This is a genomic window from Staphylococcus caprae (genome assembly GCF_003966625.1).
Lineage (GTDB): Bacteria > Bacillota > Bacilli > Staphylococcales > Staphylococcaceae > Staphylococcus > Staphylococcus caprae.
In genome coordinates this window covers 35,331-56,609 of the sequence record NZ_AP018587.1, presented here as the reverse complement: position 1 = coordinate 56,609, position 21,279 = coordinate 35,331, and the positions used below count along the sequence as shown (strand labels likewise).

At 31.2% G+C, this 21,279-nt stretch carries 16 protein-coding genes and 3 pseudogenes; 10 read left to right on the top strand and 9 right to left on the bottom strand.

Annotation, left to right across the window (positions count from 1 at the left end):
• Positions 1–66 precede the first annotated feature (66 nt).
• From JMUB898_RS12705 to JMUB898_RS00240, 3 genes are all read right to left on the bottom strand, one after another.
• Positions 67–696, bottom strand: a complete 630-nt coding sequence (locus tag JMUB898_RS12705; protein WP_197721304.1) for a hypothetical protein — start codon at positions 694–696, stop codon at positions 67–69.
• A 471-nt stretch (positions 697–1,167) separates the two neighbouring features.
• Entirely contained in the window at positions 1,168–1,788 is a 621-nt protein-coding gene (locus JMUB898_RS00245; RefSeq protein ID WP_000673114.1) for a hypothetical protein, read from the bottom strand.
• A gap of 128 nt (positions 1,789–1,916) precedes the next feature.
• Positions 1,917–2,288 carry an HNH endonuclease gene (locus JMUB898_RS00240; protein WP_001549968.1) on the bottom strand — a complete coding sequence of 124 codons (372 nt, stop codon included), beginning with the start codon at positions 2,286–2,288 and terminating at the stop codon, positions 1,917–1,919.
• Between the two features lie 189 nt (positions 2,289–2,477).
• Here JMUB898_RS00240 and cstB point away from each other — a divergent pair.
• A pseudogene (gene cstB / locus JMUB898_RS00235) lies at positions 2,478–3,796 on the top strand (persulfide dioxygenase-sulfurtransferase CstB).
• Positions 3,797–4,168: 372 nt separating this feature from the next.
• On the opposite strand, the gene JMUB898_RS00230 reads toward cstB, so the two are convergent.
• Positions 4,169–5,659 carry an RNA-binding domain-containing protein gene (locus tag JMUB898_RS00230; protein WP_000554504.1) on the bottom strand — a complete coding sequence of 497 codons (1,491 nt, stop codon included), beginning with the start codon at positions 5,657–5,659 and terminating at the stop codon, positions 4,169–4,171.
• Positions 5,660–6,331: 672 nt separating this feature from the next.
• Positions 6,332–7,381, bottom strand: coding sequence for a hypothetical protein (locus JMUB898_RS00225; protein ID WP_000613248.1), 1,050 nt, complete (start codon positions 7,379–7,381; stop codon positions 6,332–6,334).
• Positions 7,382–7,519: 138 nt separating this feature from the next.
• Between JMUB898_RS00225 and ssb the strand changes: the two genes are divergently transcribed.
• The 8 genes and pseudogenes from ssb to JMUB898_RS00180 form a co-directional block, all read left to right on the top strand.
• Positions 7,520–7,810 carry a cassette chromosome ssDNA-binding protein gene (gene ssb / locus JMUB898_RS00220; RefSeq protein WP_001036438.1) on the top strand — a complete coding sequence of 97 codons (291 nt, stop codon included), beginning with the start codon at positions 7,520–7,522 and terminating at the stop codon, positions 7,808–7,810.
• The gene (gene cch1, locus JMUB898_RS00215) at positions 7,810–9,597 is read left to right on the top strand and encodes a cassette chromosome replicative helicase (protein WP_000122620.1); all 1,788 of its coding nucleotides are present in this window, start codon (positions 7,810–7,812) and stop codon (positions 9,595–9,597) included. Before ssb ends, cch1 begins: the two co-directional genes overlap by 1 nt.
• Before the next feature lie 233 nt (positions 9,598–9,830).
• Entirely contained in the window at positions 9,831–11,180 is a 1,350-nt protein-coding gene (gene ccrA / locus JMUB898_RS00210; RefSeq protein WP_000815640.1) for a cassette chromosome recombinase CcrA, read from the top strand.
• Positions 11,181–11,201: 21 nt separating this feature from the next.
• On the top strand, positions 11,202–12,830 hold the full coding sequence (ccrB, locus tag JMUB898_RS00205) for a cassette chromosome recombinase CcrB (RefSeq protein ID WP_001186608.1): 1,629 nt from the start codon (positions 11,202–11,204) through the stop codon (positions 12,828–12,830).
• 520 nt (positions 12,831–13,350) lie between these two features.
• Positions 13,351–13,701, top strand: a complete 351-nt coding sequence (locus tag JMUB898_RS00200) for an SAUGI family uracil-DNA glycosylase inhibitor (protein WP_000849672.1) — start codon at positions 13,351–13,353, stop codon at positions 13,699–13,701.
• An 86-nt stretch (positions 13,702–13,787) separates the two neighbouring features.
• Positions 13,788–14,099 (top strand): DUF960 family protein, encoded by a 312-nt coding sequence (locus JMUB898_RS00190; protein ID WP_000700851.1) that lies wholly within the window; start codon positions 13,788–13,790, stop codon positions 14,097–14,099.
• A gap of 14 nt (positions 14,100–14,113) precedes the next feature.
• Entirely contained in the window at positions 14,114–14,620 is a 507-nt protein-coding gene (locus tag JMUB898_RS00185; protein ID WP_001092189.1) for a DUF1643 domain-containing protein, read from the top strand.
• Positions 14,621–14,668: 48 nt separating this feature from the next.
• Positions 14,669–16,279, top strand: a pseudogene (locus JMUB898_RS00180) (IS1182 family transposase); the annotation flags it as partial.
• On the opposite strand, the pseudogene JMUB898_RS00175 reads toward JMUB898_RS00180, so the two are convergent.
• Together JMUB898_RS00175 and JMUB898_RS00170 are read right to left on the bottom strand one after the other, a co-directional pair.
• A pseudogene (locus JMUB898_RS00175) lies at positions 16,270–16,512 on the bottom strand (type I restriction enzyme endonuclease domain-containing protein); the annotation flags it as partial. The pseudogenes JMUB898_RS00180 and JMUB898_RS00175 overlap by 10 nt on opposite strands.
• Complete coding sequence (locus JMUB898_RS00170) at positions 16,502–17,488, bottom strand: beta-lactam sensor/signal transducer MecR1 (RefSeq protein ID WP_001549960.1); 987 nt, start codon at positions 17,486–17,488, stop codon at positions 16,502–16,504. The pseudogene JMUB898_RS00175 and the gene JMUB898_RS00170, both read right to left, overlap by 11 nt.
• 96 nt (positions 17,489–17,584) lie before the next feature.
• Between JMUB898_RS00170 and mecA the strand changes: the two genes are divergently transcribed.
• Positions 17,585–19,594, top strand: a complete 2,010-nt coding sequence (gene mecA / locus JMUB898_RS00165) for a PBP2a family beta-lactam-resistant peptidoglycan transpeptidase MecA (RefSeq protein WP_001801873.1) — start codon at positions 17,585–17,587, stop codon at positions 19,592–19,594.
• Positions 19,595–19,639: 45 nt separating this feature from the next.
• On the opposite strand, the gene JMUB898_RS00160 is transcribed toward mecA, so the two are convergent.
• Positions 19,640–20,068 (bottom strand): MaoC family dehydratase, encoded by a 429-nt coding sequence (locus JMUB898_RS00160; RefSeq protein ID WP_000872606.1) that lies wholly within the window; start codon positions 20,066–20,068, stop codon positions 19,640–19,642.
• A 96-nt stretch (positions 20,069–20,164) separates the two neighbouring features.
• Positions 20,165–20,908, bottom strand: coding sequence for a glycerophosphoryl diester phosphodiesterase (locus JMUB898_RS00155; RefSeq protein WP_000958858.1), 744 nt, complete (start codon positions 20,906–20,908; stop codon positions 20,165–20,167).
• Positions 20,909–21,279: the final 371 nt, after the last annotated feature.

Below are 21,279 nucleotides of genomic sequence, written 5' to 3'. Positions count from 1 at the left end.
CAGAATGATTACTATATACTAAAAATCTTATAACTTTACATTGATAATAGACGATAATTGAATTAATCAGGTTAAGTATTTACTAATAAAACTCCTGATCGTATTTTTTACTAATATATATTTTTGTGTTCCATGCTTTAAGTTAGGAGCTAATATTATAAGTGACTTATGGCCTTCAATTTCTATTTTTACCTTTTTTGAAGATTCTGGACCAAATTCTTGAGTAAATATTGCTATATATTCTCCTTTATTTAACGTAAGTTTACCTTGTTGAATTTTTTTAGAGTTTTTCTGACCTATGTCAGTTCTCTCATAAAAGTCTTTAGGTTTTATTTTATTATTATCCTTATCATAAAAGTTAATTACCTTTATATCATGTTCATCTGAGCCTATAATGACTACTAAATTATTTTCTTTACTCAAAACTACCTCTACTATAATATCTTTTCTTTTTTCAGCAATTAATTCATTATGAATGATATCAGTTTTATCTATTGGAAACATTTCTAAAAATTTTTGTCTTACTTCTCTTGGTGACGTAGCTAAAGCCTTTTTATAATGTTCTTTTAATGTTGAATGTATATTCACTTTTATTGTAGATGTTTTATCTAAAAATTTATATTTTAAAAAAAATATAAAATAAATAATAGCTACAATTGAAGAAATTATACCTCCTATATTAATAAACCATTGCATATTCCTAAACATCCCTTCCAATTCGTTTTATTTTTAATAAAAACTTTAGTCTTATTAATGATTGCAGTCTCTTATCACTTCATAAATTGAGTTTCCTTTTAAAAGTTTAAACTTTAATAATATTCTAATTAAATTAATAAAAACCACATCACTTATGGTACGCTTCTGCTTATCAGTTAATGATGCGGTTTTTGAAAAATAACTACAGAAATTTATAGAAGAACAACAAAACTCAAACGCTATATCATATAATAAGTTCTTAGAAGCTTACAAAGTAGACACGTCTTCTGATTAAACTAATACAGTTGATGAATTAACAGAAAATCCAGTATGTACTGAGTACATAAGAGATCGAACAGAAGCTAGAGAAAAAGGTCAAGGTAGAACTTATTAAGCATATTAAATTAATTAACTTGATACTTTTCAATAAAAAACAGAGCACCTCCATAACGTGGAGGATGCTCTATTTTTTTATAACGCATTTACTAATATTTCAAATTCATCTTTATTAATATTAATACCTTCAAGATTAACATTTACTAAATTAGGGTGTTGACCGCTTGTTAGGACATATACTTCAATATGTGGACATGTTTCATTAACGATAGGCATGATTTCTTCATCAAACCGCTTCGGTCCATTGTTTTCACTGTAAATCACAACATGAAATTTAATATCATCAGCTATATTCATAGGAATTTTGTCTTCTCTCTTTCTAGACAATACACACTGTTTTCCTACGATATTTGAAATCCATTCTTCTTTCTTTCGGCAATAATCTATAAAATCTTTTCTTTGATATCCTAAGTCCATTTTAACTTCTAGTATATTTTTAATTTCATTATCTTCACAAATTAATAAATCCGGATATCTTGTACTTAAAGATTTATCAATCATAGATAAAGGCTGATCAATAAATATTTGGACACCTTCCAATCTACTAATCAAATAAGCACCCAGCAAGTCTTCTCCAATACCTGAAATACTATGATTACGTCCTCGATATAAATTTTCATGAGGATAAGTAGGCTTTCCTGCTTCTTTATATGCCTTTACAAGATGTTCGATAACTTCCACTTCAGTGAATTTCATACTCAATCACCCTATCTATAGATACTCTATATTTCAACAAACAAAGTATATCACACATTTGAAAGCATAAATACAAAAAACCTCCTAATAAATTAAGAGGGTTGAATGATAGTTTATAAAATATTAAATTATTTGCTATTATAATTAACTATTTTGGTTAATTCTTTAATCGTTAAAGGTTTTTTAGTATTTCTATGAATCATTTTATGGCAATTAGAACATAGTGGGACTAAATCTTTTTGTGGATTTACTTTTATTTCTCTTTTTATTGAAAACATTGGTTTTAAATGATGAATTTCAATAAAACCCTCACCTAAATCGCCATACTTAGCTTTAAAATCAAATCCACATACTTTACATGTAGTTCCATGAATTTTAATAGCTTCATTTCTTAATGCCTGATTTCTTTCATATTTAATACCGTACTGTACATATGGTTTACCTTCGACATATTCAGTGTTTTCTAACTCATTATCTAAATTTAAAATATTCGTTTTCAAGACTTTTGTATATAACTTTTTAAAGGTTCCTTTAAAGTCATAGGACCTTGAACATTACCTTTTAACCCATTATCTTGTAAAAATTCTAAATCTAATTGGTCATCATCAAGTTTGTTTAATAACTTTAATTCCATGTAATTACCATAGTTAATATAATTATCACCCTTGATAACAAATTGACTATCATCAATTTATGATAAACATTTATCTCAAGCATCTTATTTAATCGGTTGTCAAAAAACTGGAGAAGCCATGATCATTGATCCTATTTGTGACTTATCTTCATATATTCGAGTTGCCGATGAAGAGAGTTTAACCATTACTCATGCAGCTGAAACACATATACATGCAAATTTTGTTTCAGGAATTAGAGATGTTGCTATAAAGTTAAATGCTAGTATTTATGTATCGGGCGAAAGTGATGACATGTTAGGTTATAAAAATATGCCTAACCACACTCATTTTGTTCAACATAATGATGATATTTATGTAGGAAATATAAAATTAAAAGTGCTTCATACACCTGGTCACACGCCAGAAAGTATAAGTTTTTTACTTACTGACGAAGGTGCTGGAGCACAAGTTCCAATGGGACTATTCAGTGGTGATTTTATTTTTGTAGGAGATATCGGTAGACCTGATTTACTAGAAAAAGCTGTTAAAGTAGAAGGATTATCTGAAATAGGCGCAAAACAAATGTTTAAATCTATTGAAAGTATTAAAGACTTGCCAGACTACATTCAAATTTGGCCTGGTCATGGCGCTGGTAGTCCTTGTGGTAAATCTTTAGGTGCTATTCCAACATCTACGCTTGGCTATGAAAAACAAACGAACTGGGCTTTTTCTGAAAATAATGAAGCTACCTTTATCGATAAACTCATTTCTGACCAACCTGCACCACCACATCATTTTGCACAAATGAAAAAAATTAATCAATTCGGTATGAATTTATATCAACCTTATACGGTTTATCCAGCTACAAGTACAAACAGATTAACTTTTGATCTCCGCAGTAAGGAGGCTTATCATGGTGGACATATTGAAGGTACAATCAATATTCCATATGATAAAAATTTCATCAATCAAATTGGCTGGTATCTAAACTATAATCAAGAAATTAACTTGATTGGAGACTATCACCTTGTTTCAAAAGCAACACATAACATACTTTACAACTTATTGGATATGATAATGTGTCTGGATATCAGTTACCACAAGCTCAAATTCAAACACAATCTGTTCATAGTAAAGACATAACTGGTAATGAAGCACATGTCTTAGATGTACGTAATGATAATGAATGGAATAATGGCCACTTATCCCAAGCGGTTCATGTGCCACACGGCAAACTTTTAGAAACAGATTTACCTTTCAATAGAAACGATGTTATTTATGTAGACTGTCAGTCTGGCATTAGAAGTTCTATAGCTATTGGTATTTTAGAACACAAAGGTTATCACAACATTATTAATGTAAACGAAGGTTACAAAGATATATACCTTTCTTAATAATTATATTTATACTAATGAAGAAGGACTATAAGTAGTTAGATATAGCTTTTAGATATAGCTTATAGTTCCTTTTTATATTATTGGATAAATATCTATTTAAAAATCATTTATATACCCTCGCTTTATATCATTTAATAAATATTTTACATAGTACATACCTTTTTTGTTTATTGATGTGATCAAAAAACATAACAGCAATTCCTATAAACCTCATATGTTCTGATACGTTCAAAATCCCTTTATGAAGTGTCTAAAAAACCGCATCTCTGCGTATCGGTTAATGATACGGTTTTCTATGATATTTATTAATAAATATAAGATGCGAAGCATTTGTATAATCCAAACACTTCGCACCTATCTCTTGTTTTTTTATTTATTCCTAAAGAAAGACTCTAAACTTTTAATTACTTTTTTAGTTCGCAATATATCAGCTTCTTTTGATTCTATTAACACATATTTAGTAGCCGGACCTTCACCTTCTTTTTTTATCAAGTTATCATCTTTTAGTTTTTTTAAAATATTTCTAAACTGATATTCTGTCATATTTTCCATTTTTAAGGCTTCACCCTTACTTATTGATCCATAGTCAATAATATACTTTATTACTTTTTTGTCTAACTCAGGATATTTTTCAAACTCCTTCATTAAATCTTGTTTCCAAAGTACTACATTAGTGTCCATGTCCGTTAATTCTATTTCAGGCGTTTTAAGCTTATGTCTATTAACTACATCGAATATCCTTGGTCCTCCAGATCCAGCTTTTTCTGAATATCCTACTCTTCTGAAAAGCGTCGATAATATACTATTTCTGTCCTTTGAATGCCCTCCATGAATAAAATCTTCTTTATTTATTCTCATATTACCCGGATTATAAAACTCTATAAAATCTTCACAATTAACTATTTTAATACTTTGCTTAGTATCATAATACGCATGCATTAATGTATTAACCAGTGCTTCGCGAATTGCTACTTTTAAATCTCTTGCATAATTTTGTCTAGTCAAACCATCATTTAGGCTAAATGATTCCTCAATGTTATCAGTTAATTTTATCAATACTTTTTCAAAAAAACTATACACGTTTAAATCTTCATTACCTAAATCTCCACTTGATATTCTATCTTTCCAATCAGTATCTAGGTAATTTGTTTTCTTAAAATAATCTAATTGAAATCCTGGGAATCTATCACTAATCGCATTATACTTACCAAAGAATAATAAACATGCTGTAGTCATTTTATACTGTTTGTCTTTCGAACTTCTATCTTTTCTATATGCTCCTAAATCTATCATTAAATCCAGTTGGCTCATATTCGCATATCTCTCATCATTAGTATTTTTTAATAGAAGTTTCCTATAATTTTCGATAGATTCGTGATTTAAATCAGACATGTCATAGTTATCTAATAATTCTGTATCTATATCGTCTTGAGAATTTACAATCATGAATTTATACTCTTCTTCAGTCGCAATTCTATCAGCATCATCAACTCTTTTATATACTAAATCTTTTTTATTATCTACATATATCGGTTTCTTCGAATAAGGCGCTTCTGGTACATGAATTTCAATGCACGCTTTATTTTCAATATTAACAATTTTAACATCTTTATTTGATAAAATATTTTGACTAACTTTACTTCTTCCATATAGTGCATTCCAAAAATCTTCAATCATTTTCTCTGGATCTTCAACACCAACTGAAACAAAGACTTTTTTGTCCTCGATCTTTTTTTCTTCAATTCCTAAATATATAGTACCACCTTCAGTATTTGCAAAAGCACTATACGTAGACCAAATATCATTAGATAATCCTTTTCGTGATTTCTTATACTCTATATATTTACTTTCTCTATGCAACGCAATTCCTCCAAACCATAAATATTAAAATACTCCATTAATTTACTCAAACCGTCTACCATAGTATTTCACGCGATTTTCGCGCGATTACTACGATGATTTCAAACGATTCCTCTGATTATTTCACGCGATTTTCGCGCGATTACTACGATGATTTCAAACGATTCCTCTGATTATTTCACGCGATTTTCGCGCGATTACTACGATGATTTCAAACGATTCCTCTGATTATTTCACGTGATTTTCGCGCGATTACTACGATGATTTCAAACGATTCCTCTGATTATTTCACGTGATTTTCGCGCGATTACTACGATGATTTCAAACGATTCCTCTGATTATTTCACGTGATTTTCGCGCGATTACTACGATGATTTCAAACGATTCCTCTGATTATTTCACGTGATTTTCGCGCGATTACTACGATGATTTCAAACGATTCCTCTGATTATTTCACGTGATTTTCGCGCGATTACTACGATGATTTCAAACGATTCCTCTGATTATTTCACGTGATTTTCGCGCGATTACTACGATGATTTCAAACGATTCCTCTGATTATTTCACGCGATTTCCACAACATTTTTCGTATTTCAGAACGATTAAGACTACATTATCCTGGCTTAATATTAATTAATTTTAATTATATCTATAAATATTTTCAGTGAAAAACTATTTCTTTAAGGCATCTAATGCTTTAAAAAACAACGATACATTGTACTCAATATTGTTATGCTTTGTTTTTTCTCTAGGAAAGCAGTAGGCTTTATAATAATCAATTTTAACTTTCAACATATTTTGTTCAATAGATAAAGTTGCATTTAATAACGATTCTTCTAATCCATTTTTAAATCTTTTAATCTGATCTTTTACGTATCTATACTTTTTAATAGATTCTTCTATCAGTGTAATTCTTTTGTAATTATCTTTTTCTCCTTCACATGTATCTACAATGTCTCTAATAATATATAATCTAACAACAGGTAATCGTATATCTATAAGTAAAATAATGACATATGATTGAATAAATTCGTTTAATTTTTTCCCAAACTCATAATCTGTTTTCTTTTGTCCTTTAAATGCCTTCAAATACAATTCTATCAAATAAAATAGTTCATTTAAAAAAGCCCAAGCATATTCCTGTTCTAATGCAACATAACTAATCAATTGATTATTAAGATTATAAAACTGAATCTCATTATATAAATATTTCCAATGATTCTCCAATTTTGTATACGATATTTTTTCTCCTAACCGTACATATTCATTTTCTTTTTTTGACTGATTATAGAGTGTGTCTATCTTTGTAACTAATCTTTTTTGCGTTTTGTTTATTTCTGCCAATGCTTTTGAAGTAATATTTGAATCATAACTCATATGTGCATCTACTTTCTTTATCGCGAGTAGTGATTTCAATTGTTCTTCATTTATAAATGGATTACGTTTAAAATTATTATTTTGACTATTGATATGCGTCATGATATTTAAATTACTGTAAATCTTATTGATACTTCTAAACTCAGTATCATCTAATAAATAATCGAAATTTGAGTTTAAATGTTTTTTTATAAATGAAACTCTATCCATCTTTTGATGTTCATTTAAATCGCTTAAACTTCTTAATAACAACAAATCTTCATAAACCTCAACTGTTACATCAAATTTCAAATAATCAACTAAGTTTCCATACTTATCAATAATTTCTTCTAGCGTAGGTATCAATATATACCCCCCCTCCCCATTTTTTGTTCCGCGTCTAATCATAATGCTTCATTTATGCTTATTATAGCAATCAATTGAAGATAGTTTAACCTATATGATATTGATTGACTCCTTAAAAATTATTGGAGGAATTTTAAAATGAATAAGAAATCTAAGCAGCAAGAAAAGCTTTATAATTTTATAATTGCTAAATCTTTTCAACAACCAGTTGGAAGTACGTTCACTTATGGTGAATTAAGAAAGAAATATAATGTGGTTTGTAGCACGAATGATCAACGTGAAGTAGGACGTCGTTTTGCTTACTGGATTAAGTACACGCCAGGATTACCATTTAAAATTGTAGGAACAAAAAATGGCAGTTTATTATATCAGAAAATAGGGATAAACCCATGCAATAATAGCACGCCTTCGAAAGGAGGTGATTGCTAATGAGTTACACATTGTTTGAAATTGGCCCATTTGCTTTAGATTCCTTCGGTTGGAAAGAAACGATACCACCTAAAAAAGATGGTGACAGTGAAAAAGTGGTTAGAATGGCTAGCCCTATTATTGTTAATGCAAGATTTTCTGATCCAATTACTGGTGTTGAAAAGTTGATTATTACTAACAACAATGGTAAAAAAGACATTTTTGAGTCTGATATCTTAACAACACGAAACTTACCTTCTTTAATTAAATATGGCTACAGTATTAACGAGAAGTATATTAGATCATTGAGTTATGCCTTGCAATTGATGCGAGATAGATTACCACTTTCTGAATTATATGAGGGTGTAGGTATACTAGAGACACCTTTTGGCTACTTGATATCGCTAGATAAAGTTCTCAAATCTATTCAATTTAATCAGTCCTCACCTTCATACCCTATTGTAGATAGTGCTTATGACTTAACTCCTAAAGGTACATTTGATAATTGGTTTAACATGTATATTGACGAGGTTAAAGGTCATCTTCTTTTAGAATTGGCAGTCATATTTGGGATTTCTGCCTTAGTGACAAGTTTTCTGAAGCATAAACATGAAATCGAATTTGCAGGAATTCTCTTTAGTTTTACAGGTCAATCCTCAACCGGTAAGTCAACCGCAGCTGCTTTAGCTGTATCAGTCGCTGGTAACCCTACCAAAGGTAATGAAACTCTTTTTAGAAGTTGGAATGCCACACGAAACGCACTTGAAGGTTATTTGAGTAACAATTATGGCATTCCTATAGTATTTGATGAGCTTTCATCTACGACACTTAGAGATACCACGGGTTTGTTATATTCCATCGCTGAAGGTCAAGGTCGTCAACGTTCAAACGTTCATGGAGAAGTTAAAACGCCTAAGAATTGGGGTACTTCTGTCATTTCAACGTCAGAATACAGTATTTTTAATGATTCAGCTCAAAACGATGGATTACGTGTAAGAACCATCGAGATTAATGAACAATTCACTACAAATGCGACCAATGCTGACAATATTAAAAAAGCTGTAGCACTAAACTATGGTCATGTTTTACCGTTAGTAGCTAAATATCTTATAAATCGTGAAGATGAAGTTATTCAATGGTTTTACAAGGAAGTAGATTGGTTTGAAGCTAAATTGAAAGATGAAACAAACAATACAGGTATTCGTATGTTTAAGCGTTATGCAGTCATTACAACATCTGCGAAAATATTAGGTCGTGTTTTATCTACAGATATTGATATCGCTAATATAAGAGACTACTTTATTGATTATCATACTCATACAGTCTCTGAACGCTCATTAGCTGATAAAGCTATTGATGTCATCATTCAATTTGTGGCACAAAACAGAGGTAAGTTTTCAGATGAAGGTGCTTTGAAAAATATGTTTGAGAACTATGGATTAATCTCATTAAAAGATGACCATATCGAAGTAAAAATAATTGCGAACGTTTTTAAACAGATGCTAAACAATCATCAATTTCAAGATGTTAATAATGTTGTCAACGCCTTAAGAGATAAAGGTTTCATATTAGCTGACCGTGGACGCCAAACAACTAAAAGAAGTGTCAAAGATAATAGCGGTAAAAAACAATCACTTGTATTTTACCATCTAAAATTAGATGTAGAGTTTGCATCTATCCTCGGATTAACTAAAGATAAGTCGTTACTTCAAAATTGGACACCGTCAAATGATAACAAAGCTGCGAAAGAACTTTTTAAATCCGCTAATGAAGGGATAGGCCCTTCAGGAGTTCACGAAGATTTCTAATTGTCTTTATCATACAACTGTGAAGCATCAAACTGAATAATCGACGTATTGAAGATAGAACAAATAACGGAGTGAAAAACATGGATGAACTTATCGAGATATTAGCCGATTTGGTAATTGAAGAAATCAATCAAACAAATGACTAATATGGACGCCCAACATCTCATTGATGTTGGGCTTATATATCAATTCATCCATAAATATATATTATCACTGTGAAAGGAGGAGCCGATATGAAACAAGTCATAGGCTATTTACGTCAAAGTACGATGAAACAACAATCTCTTGCAGCACAGAAACAAGCTATCGAAGCAATAGCCGAAAAACATCATATTCAACATATCAACTTTTATAGCGACAAACAATCAGGTCGCAAAGATAATCGTAGTGGGTATCGACAAATAACACAATTAATTCAACAAGGACAGTGTGACATATTATGCTGTTATCGTCTTAATAGGTTGCATCGTAATCTGAAAAATGCATTAAAACTCATCAAATTATGTCAAACGTACCATGTTCATATCTTAAGCGTACATGATGGTTACTTTGATATGGATCAAGCTTTCGACCGACTCAAGCTTAATATCTTCATCAGTTTAGCCGAACTTGAATCGGATAACATTGGAGAACAAGTCAGAAATGGGCTTCAAGAAAAAGCAAAGCAAGGTCGATTGATTACAACACATGCACCTTTTGGTTACGAATATCACAACGGAACATTCATCATCAATCAAAATGAGTCACCAACGGTAAAGGCTGTATTCAATTATTACATTAAAGGTCATGGTTATAAGAAAATTGCACAGTTATTAGAAGAAGATAACACGTATATCAATCGACAACCCTATCAAGTTCGTAACATTATCATCAATCCTAATTATTGTGGTCGTGTCAACAATCAATATGGCCAATTCGACAATATGTTTCCTTCTATTGTTTCCACAAGTATATATGAGCAAGCGCAGAGACTTCGATTGCAAAAACAAACCAAACAGACACCTTCGGATAATCAACTCAAACAAAAAATCAAATGCCCATGTTGTAATGCAACACTTACAAATATGACCATTAGAAAAAAGAATCATACATTACGTTACTACGTCTGTCCTAAAAACATGAATGCTTCACGCTTTGTCTGTGATTTTAAAGGCATCAATGCACAAACACTTGAAGATAAAGTATTAGAAGTGTGCCGAGACTTTTATCAAAATCAACGCATCTACACAAAAATTAAAAGTGCGATTGACAAACGCATCAAAAGACAAAGAAACATAGAAAAACATCACACATTGACTCAAGAACAACTGATAGAAAAGTTGGCACAAGGCATCATTGATGCAGAAACGTTCAGAGAGCAAACACAATCATTACGTCAACAACCGCAACGCACTACATCTATCAATGGGCATCAAATACAACACATCATTCAAAATATTATTCAAAAACGTTTCACGTTAAACATATTGTACCCCTATATTGAAACCATTCACATTACGAAAGATAAAAATCTTATAGGAATCTATTTCAAAAATGAACCACTCAATATTGTCAATCAAACCATGCAATCATCGATTGCATAAATGAAGAAAGGATGTAACATAATGCAACAACTTAAAACAAAACGTGTCGGTATCTATGTACGTGTATCAACAGAAATGCAAAGCACAGAAGGTTATAGTATCGACGGACAAATCAATCAAATCAAAGAATACTGTGACTTCCATCATTTTGAAGTTAAAGATATATACGCTGACCGTGGTATTTCAGGTAAATCTATGAACAGACCTGAGCTCCAACGTATGTTGAAAGATGCAAAAGAAGGCAATATCGACTGTGTTATGGTATACAAAACAAACCGATTAGCTCGTAATACATCTGATCTTCTCAAAATTGTCGAAGATTTACACAAACAAAATGTCGAATTTTTCAGTTTGTCAGAGCGTATGGAAGTCAATACTTCTTCTGGTAAACTCATGTTACAGATACTTGCGAGTTTCTCAGAATTCGAACGTAATAACATTGTCGAGAACGTATTTATGGGTCAAACGAGACGTGCCCAAGAAGGCTATTATCAAGGCAATTTACCACTAGGTTATGACAAAATACCAGATAGTAAACACGAGCTAATGATTAACCAACATGAAGCTAATATTGTAAAATATATATTCGAGTGCTATGCCAAAGGACATGGCTATCGTAAAATTGCCAATGCATTGAATCACAAAGGATATGTCACTAAAAAGGGGAAACCTTTCAGTATTAGTTCAATCACATACATCTTAGCTAACCCTTTCTATATCGGCAAAATTCAATTTGCGAAATACAAAGATTGGAGTGAAAAACGTCGTAAAGGGCTGAATGATAAACCAGTGATAGCTGAAGGTAAGCATTCCCCCATTATTAATCAAGATTTATGGGATAAAGTACAAATGCGTAAGAAACAAGTCAGTCAAAAACCCCAAGTCCATGGCAAAGGAACGAATCTGCTTACAGGCATTATTCACTGTCCCCAATGTGGCGCACCTATGGCAGCAAGCAATACCACGAATACTCTTAAAGACGGGACTAAGAAACGTATTCGTTACTATTCATGTAGTAATTTTCGGAACAAGGGTTCCAAAGTATGTTCGGCAAACAGTGTAAGAGCTGATGTGATTGAAGATTATGTGATGAAGCAAATACTTGAAATAGTCAAAAGTGATAAAGTCATTCAACGCGTAGTAACACACGTCAATCAAGAAAATCAAGTTGATGGCGCTGCACTTCATCACGATATTGCTTATAAGCAACAACAATATGATGAAGTACAAATCAAAATAAATAACTTGATTAAAACCATCGAGGATAATCCGGACTTAACATCAGTAATCAGACCAAGTATTCAAAAATATGAAAAGCAACTCAATGACATTACGAATCAAATCAACCAACTCAAAAATCAACAAAATGAAGATAAGACTTTATTTGATGCCAAAGAAATCAGTAAACTATTACAACACATCTTTCATGATATTAAGCACATAGAAAAATCTCGACTCAAAGCATTGTATCTATCAGTGATTGATCGCATTGATATTAAAAAAGATGGTAATCATAAAAAACAATTCTATGTCACACTCAAACTTAATAACGAAATCATTAAACAACTTTTCAATAATAAACAACTCGACGAAGTGCATCTCAGCACTTCGTCTTTATTTTTGCCCCAAACACTATATCTTACTATTTAGCTAATAGAATCATTGTTATAACAATAATTTTCACTATATTCTTTCGCTTATTTTATCTAACTATTTTCAAGAATTGCTCTTTATCAATTTCAATAACACTTATCTAATGAAACAGTTATTGTCGTAATTTTTTCATAACTATACAATGCTTATATTGAAATTGCTAAAGAACATCCACAATGATTTTTTATCGGGAAATGATTGGGATTTGCAGATTCGAAGAAACAGAAGGATTGTGCAAGCACAATCCCAAAATCCCGTTACTTTTTATAAATAAATAATATATATAAGGAAGCAGAGACACAACCCTATCATCAATACTTATAAATAATGAGTTGATTGTTTGTCAAAATAGGCGGAATTTCAGGATTTCCTTGGCATACCAACGTTTGTAGCGGGTTTTTATATGGAATTTTCTCTTATTCCCACCGGGATTCGTAATAAATGACAAATCAAATATATATTATCTCAATGATGTATATGAACTACATCACTATTACACTATCTAGGAGGCAATAATATGAAAACCATCACTCAAGAACTCAAACAATATATAACCCACCTATTCCAACTATCTAATAACGAAGCTTGGGAATGTGAAGCGCTGGAGGAAGCAGCAGAAAATATTCTACCGGAACGTTTTATTAATGATTCTCCACTGGTACATCTCACACTCGAGACTTATACCTACTATAATGATGAACTACATGAGCTAAGTATCTATCCATTTCTAATGTATGCCAATAACCAACTCATCAGTGTCGGATACTTAGACCATTTTGACATGGACTTTCTGTACCTTACAGATACTCAAAATATCATTATTGATGAACGTCATTTACTAAAACAAGGAGGTCAGGACCATGAATAATTGGATCATAGTTGCTCAATTATCCGTCACAGTTATCAACGAAATCATCGACATCATGAAAGAAAAGCAGAAGGGAGGGAAATAGCATGAAAATCAATCGATACATCACAAGAGGAATTAATGAAAGTATTCCACTAGACCTTCAAATCTTACTTTGGCACATGGTAGAAAAAAAAGATAACCAGCCTCATACAGATTACCTACACATTTTTAAATTACAAGAAGATGAGAATATACTCTCAATCACACATGAACAAGAACAACCCACATACAAATTGGAATATCACTATACAAACTATGAAAAAAATCAAAATGCATTACCTAAGAAAGTCTACGTCATTCGTGAAGATGACGTGGACGCTTTTTATTATGTGATGCTTTTACCAGAAGAATACTAAAGGAAGTGACGATGATGAATACAATCAAAAGTACGATACACACAGAAGCCATATTTAGCGATGATGAACAGCACCGCTATTTACTCAAGAAAACATGGGATGAAAAGAAAGCTGCATGCACAGTGATAACGATGTATCCTCATTTAGACGGTGTATTATCACTCGATCTCACAACTGTTCTTATCCTCAACCAATTAGCCAATTCAGAACGATACGGTGCTGTATATCTTGTAAATCTATTCTCTAATATTAGAACACCCGAAAACCTCAAACATATCAAAAATCCATACGATGAGCACACTGATATTCATTTGATGAAAGCGATTAGTGAAAGTGACACAGTGATTCTTGCTTATGGTGCCTATGCGAAGCGACCAGTTGTTATCGACCGTGTCGAACAAGTGATGGAAATGTTAAAACCTCATAAAAAGAAAGTAAAAAAGCTCATCAATCCAGTAACAAATGAAATTATGCATCCACTCAACCCTAAGGCACGTCAAAAATGGATTTTGAAATCATAGCAAATACATGGAGGTCAATATGGAAACAAAACAAATCAACATCGTTTTACTGTAAATGATATTGTTGAAACAATTCCTGACAATGAATTCGACGAATTCAGACATCACCGTGGTGCAACTTCGTACCATCCTAAAATGATGTTAAAAGTGATTCTATATGCCTACACACAATCTGTATTCTCAGGTCGTAAAATAGAAAAAATGCTTAATGATAGCATCCGAATGATGTGGCTATCACAAAATCAAAAACCTTCTTATAAAACAATTAATCAATTTAGAGTAAATCCAAAAGTAGATGCTTTATTAGAATCTTTATTTATTCAATTTTACAGTCAGTGTGTAAAACAAAATCTTATAGATGATAAAGCTATTTTTATTGATGGTACAAAAATTGAAGCAAATGCCAATCGATATACATTTGTATGGAAAAAGAGTATTCAAAACCATGAATCAAAGATGAATGAGGATTCTAAAGCCCTCTACCATGAATTGGTAACCAATAAAATCATACCGGAAATTAAAGAAGATCATGATAATGAATTAACAAAAGAAGAAATAGATTTGATTGGTAGTCACTTAGATAAAGAAATCGAAGATTTAAACCAACATATCAACAATGAAAAATGTACTAAAACAAGAAAACAAATACGTCTCAAAAGAACTAAAATCAAAAAATACAAAAAGCAAATCAATGATTATTTTGAGCGAAAGTATCGATACGAATTTCAAAAATCTATTTTAAAGGATAGAAATAGTTATTCTAAGACAGATTATGATGCGACATTTATGAGAATGAAAGAAGATCACATGAAAAATGGACAACTTAAGCCAGGGTATAATTTACAAATAGCAACAAATTCCCAATTTGTTTTATCTTATAATGTGTATCAAAATCCAACGGATACTAGAACGATGATTCCATTTTTAAATTCAATTCAAGAGACCTACGGTCATTTACCTGAATATATTGTAGCTGATGCAGGTTATGGTAGTGAATCAAATTATAAGGCAATTATAGATGACTTTAATCGAACGCCACTCATAACATATGGAATGTTTATAAAAGATAAAACTAAAAAATATAAAAGTGACATCTTTAATACTCAAAATTGGAACTATGACGAAATTAATGACGAATTCATTTGTCCGAATAATAAACGGCTAGGTTTTAAAAGATATGCCTATCGTCATGATAAGTATGGTTATAAGCGAGACTTCAAATTATATGAATGTGATGATTGTTCAGAATGTCCTCTGAAAAATCAATGTATGAACTTCAATTCAAAAACAAACAAAAAAATAATGAAGAATTATAACTGGGAATATTTTAAATCCCAAATTAACAAAAAGCTTTCAGAACCAGAAACAAAAAATATCTACAGTCAAAGAAAAATTGATGTGGAACCTGTTTTTGGATTTATGAAGGCTATTTTGGGTTTCACTCGGATGTCTGTCCGAGGACTCAATAAAGTCAAAAGAGAACTTGGTTTTGTATTAATGGCACTTAATATAAGAAAAGTAGTAGCTCAACGAGCTGAAAATAATCAAAAAATTTATAAAAAAGACAATTTCTATATTATTTCAATAGAAATTGTCTTTTTTCACTTATCCAAGAACTTTATGTCCCGGACTCATTATGATTTATTTTTTTATTGCTGACTTGCCATTAATTCTGCTTGCTCTACAACTTGTTCCACAGCCATTTTTTGAAGATCTGGTGGATAGCCATATTTCTTTAATAGGCGTCTAACTTGAACTCTCATTTTAGCTTTAGCACTGTCTCGTTTAGACCAATCAACACTCATGTTATCCTTAACTGTTTTAGTTAACTCATGTGCAATGGCTCTTAACTCTTTATCGCCCAAAGCTTCTTTAGCTGTTTCATGTGAAGCTCGATATACTACATACAATATACGCAACAATACGCTTGTTTCGATTAGGTTTAGGCATTGAATCATAAAGTGCAATATACTTAACACGTTCTTTAATATTTGAATTAAAACCTAGTAAATATTGTGCTGCCACATTATTTATGTGCTGAGATTTTAAAATAGAGCATTTTAATATCGATTCACCATAACGTATATGTTCATGGCGATTCAAAATTTTTAAAACGTTTCTATCACATACTTTTTCACAGTCATTGTCCATCATTGTTTTACTTATATATAGTGCAGGATTAAACCAGAATATCATTTTAAAAACAACATAAAGCTGGTTGAATATTAAGTCATGACTTTTCACATGTGATAGTTCATGTAGAATAATATATTCAATTTCTTTGTCATTCATGGTTTCGACTACGACAGTTGGTAGTACAATTTGGGATTTCACTAAACCAAATACCATCGGATTATCAATGTTTGAACTATAACTAATTGTTATATGCTTTTTGTAGAACTGCATCTTACTTTGACATACTTTAAGTCGTTCATTAAGATATGACGATTCCAATGACGAACTTTTAATAACATCAATTTGTCGGAATGCCTTAATCATATAAAATAAGCACAACAAACTACCAAATACCCATATCAAAAGAATCATATACGTTATATTTGAGGTCTCAAACTGATTAACATTAATTGCTAAGTCTTTCGTAACAGATGATTGTTGACCATCTAACATATGACTAACCGAAGAAGTCGTGTCAGATACATTTCGATTCATCATATCTTTTGAAAATGTAAAATTCGATATTTTGTAAAATGGTATTAATGGAATTAACGTGGAGACGAGCACTAATAACCAAATCTTATGTGACATAATATTTTGAGTATATTTTATATAGAGCATTCTCACTAAAAAAATTACACATATCGTGAGCAATGAACTGATTATACTTAACATTAAAAAAGATGATAACACCTTCTACACCTCCATATCACAAAAATTATAACATTATTTTGACATAAATACTACATTTGTAATATACTACAAATGTAGTCTTATATAAGGAGTATATTGATGAAAAAGATAAAAATTGTTCCACTTATTTTAATAGTTGTAGTTGTCGGGTTTGGTATATATTTTTATGCTTCAAAAGATAAAGAAATTAATAATACTATTGATGCAATTGAAGATAAAAATTTCAAACAAGTTTATAAAGATAGCAGTTATATTTCTAAAAGCGATAATGGTGAAGTAGAAATGACTGAACGTCCGATAAAAATATATAATAGTTTAGGCGTTAAAGATATAAACATTCAGGATCGTAAAATAAAAAAAGTATCTAAAAATAAAAAACGAGTAGATGCTCAATATAAAATTAAAACAAACTACGGTAACATTGATCGCAACGTTCAATTTAATTTTGTTAAAGAAGATGGTATGTGGAAGTTAGATTGGGATCATAGCGTCATTATTCCAGGAATGCAGAAAGACCAAAGCATACATATTGAAAATTTAAAATCAGAACGTGGTAAAATTTTAGACCGAAACAATGTGGAATTGGCCAATACAGGAACAGCATATGAGATAGGCATCGTTCCAAAGAATGTATCTAAAAAAGATTATAAAGCAATCGCTAAAGAACTAAGTATTTCTGAAGACTATATCAAACAACAAATGGATCAAAATTGGGTACAAGATGATACCTTCGTTCCACTTAAAACCGTTAAAAAAATGGATGAATATTTAAGTGATTTCGCAAAAAAATTTCATCTTACAACTAATGAAACAGAAAGTCGTAACTATCCTCTAGGAAAAGCGACTTCACATCTATTAGGTTATGTTGGTCCCATTAACTCTGAAGAATTAAAACAAAAAGAATATAAAGGCTATAAAGATGATGCAGTTATTGGTAAAAAGGGACTCGAAAAACTTTACGATAAAAAGCTCCAACATGAAGATGGCTATCGTGTCACAATCGTTGACGATAATAGCAATACAATCGCACATACATTAATAGAGAAAAAGAAAAAAGATGGCAAAGATATTCAACTAACTATTGATGCTAAAGTTCAAAAGAGTATTTATAACAACATGAAAAATGATTATGGCTCAGGTACTGCTATCCACCCTCAAACAGGTGAATTATTAGCACTTGTAAGCACACCTTCATATGACGTCTATCCATTTATGTATGGCATGAGTAACGAAGAATATAATAAATTAACCGAAGATAAAAAAGAACCTCTGCTCAACAAGTTCCAGATTACAACTTCACCAGGTTCAACTCAAAAAATATTAACAGCAATGATTGGGTTAAATAACAAAACATTAGACGATAAAACAAGTTATAAAATCGATGGTAAAGGTTGGCAAAAAGATAAATCTTGGGGTGGTTACAACGTTACAAGATATGAAGTGGTAAATGGTAATATCGACTTAAAACAAGCAATAGAATCATCAGATAACATTTTCTTTGCTAGAGTAGCACTCGAATTAGGCAGTAAGAAATTTGAAAAAGGCATGAAAAAACTAGGTGTTGGTGAAGATATACCAAGTGATTATCCATTTTATAATGCTCAAATTTCAAACAAAAATTTAGATAATGAAATATTATTAGCTGATTCAGGTTACGGACAAGGTGAAATACTGATTAACCCAGTACAGATCCTTTCAATCTATAGCGCATTAGAAAATAATGGCAATATTAACGCACCTCACTTATTAAAAGACACGAAAAACAAAGTTTGGAAGAAAAATATTATTTCCAAAGAAAATATCAATCTATTAACTGATGGTATGCAACAAGTCGTAAATAAAACACATAAAGAAGATATTTATAGATCTTATGCAAACTTAATTGGCAAATCCGGTACTGCAGAACTCAAAATGAAACAAGGAGAAACTGGCAGACAAATTGGGTGGTTTATATCATATGATAAAGATAATCCAAACATGATGATGGCTATTAATGTTAAAGATGTACAAGATAAAGGAATGGCTAGCTACAATGCCAAAATCTCAGGTAAAGTGTATGATGAGCTATATGAGAACGGTAATAAAAAATACGATATAGATGAATAACAAAACAGTGAAGCAATCCGTAACGATGGTTGCTTCACTGTTTTATTATGAATTATTAATAAGTGCTGTTACTTCTCCCTTAAATACAATTTCTTCATTTTCATTGTATGTTGAAAGTGACACTGTAACGAGTCCATTTTCTTTTTTTATGGATTTCTTATTTGTAATTTCAGCGATAACGTACAATGTATTACCTGGGTATACAGGTTTAATAAATTTAACGTTATTCATTTGTGTTCCTGCTACAACTTCTTCTCCGTATTTACCTTCTTCTACCCATAATTTAAATGATATTGAAAGTGTATGCATGCCAGATGCAATGATACCTTTAAATCTACTTTGTTCTGCTTTTTCTTTATCTATATGCATATATTGAGGATCAAAAGTTGTTGCAAATTGGATAATTTCTTCTTCTGTAATATGAAGGCTTTTTGTTTTGAATGTTTCTCCTACTATAAAATCATCGTATTTCATATATGTCTCTCTTTCTTATTCAAATTAATTTTTTAGTATGTAACATGTTAAAGGTAAGTCTACCGTCACTGAAACGTAAGACTCACCTCTAACTTTCTATTGAGACAAATGCACCATTTTATCTGCATTGTCTGTAAAGATACCATCAACTCCCCAATTAGCAAGTTGGTTTGCACGTGCTGGTTTGTTTACAGTCCATACGTTCAATTCATAACCCGCTTCTTTTACCATTTTTACTTTTGCTTTAGTAAGTTTGGCATCTTCAGTGTTTACTATTTTAGCATTACAGTAATCTAAAAGTGTTCTCCAGTCTTCACGAAACGAAGTTGTATGGAATATAACTGCTCTGTTATATTGTGGCATGATTTCTTCTGCAAGTTTAACAAGCACAACATTAAAGCTTGAAATGAGCACTTCTTGATTCTGATTTAAGTTTGTTAATTGTTCTTCCACTTGCTTAACCATACTTTTAGAAAGTGCTAGTCCATTCGGTCCAGTAATACCTTTTAATTCTACATTTAAATTCATATTATATTCATTTGCTATTTTTACTACATCATCGAAAGTTGGCAAATGTTCATCTTTGAATTTTTCACCAAACCAAGATCCTGCAGAAGCATCTTTAATTTCATCATAATTCAATTCAGTTATTTCCCCGGACATATTTGTAGTCCGTTCTAAATAATCATCATGAATGATAATCAGTTGTTCATCTTTTGTAATTGCAACATCTAACTCCAACCAGTTTATACCTTCTACTTCTGAAGCAGCTTTAAATGATGCAATTGTATTTTCCGGAGCTTTACTAGGTAATCCTCTATGTCCATATACAGTTAGCATATTACCTCTCCTTGCATTTTTATTTTTTTAATTAACGTAACTGTATTATCACATTAATCGCACTTTTATTTCCATTAAAAAGAGATGAATATCATAAATAAAGAAGTCGATAGATTCGTATTGATTATGGAGTTAATCTACGTCTCATCTCATTTTTAAAAAATCATTTATGTCCCAAGCTCCATTTTGTAATCAAGTCTAGTTTTTCTGTACCCCTTATCTGCAATTTTACTTAGGATTGCTTTTAACTTACCCCTTATCAGCAATTTTACTGAGAACTGCTTTTAACGTACCTCTTATCTGCAATTTTGCCTAGAACTGCTTTTAACGTACCTCTTATCTGCAATTTTACTGAGAACTGCTTTTAACTT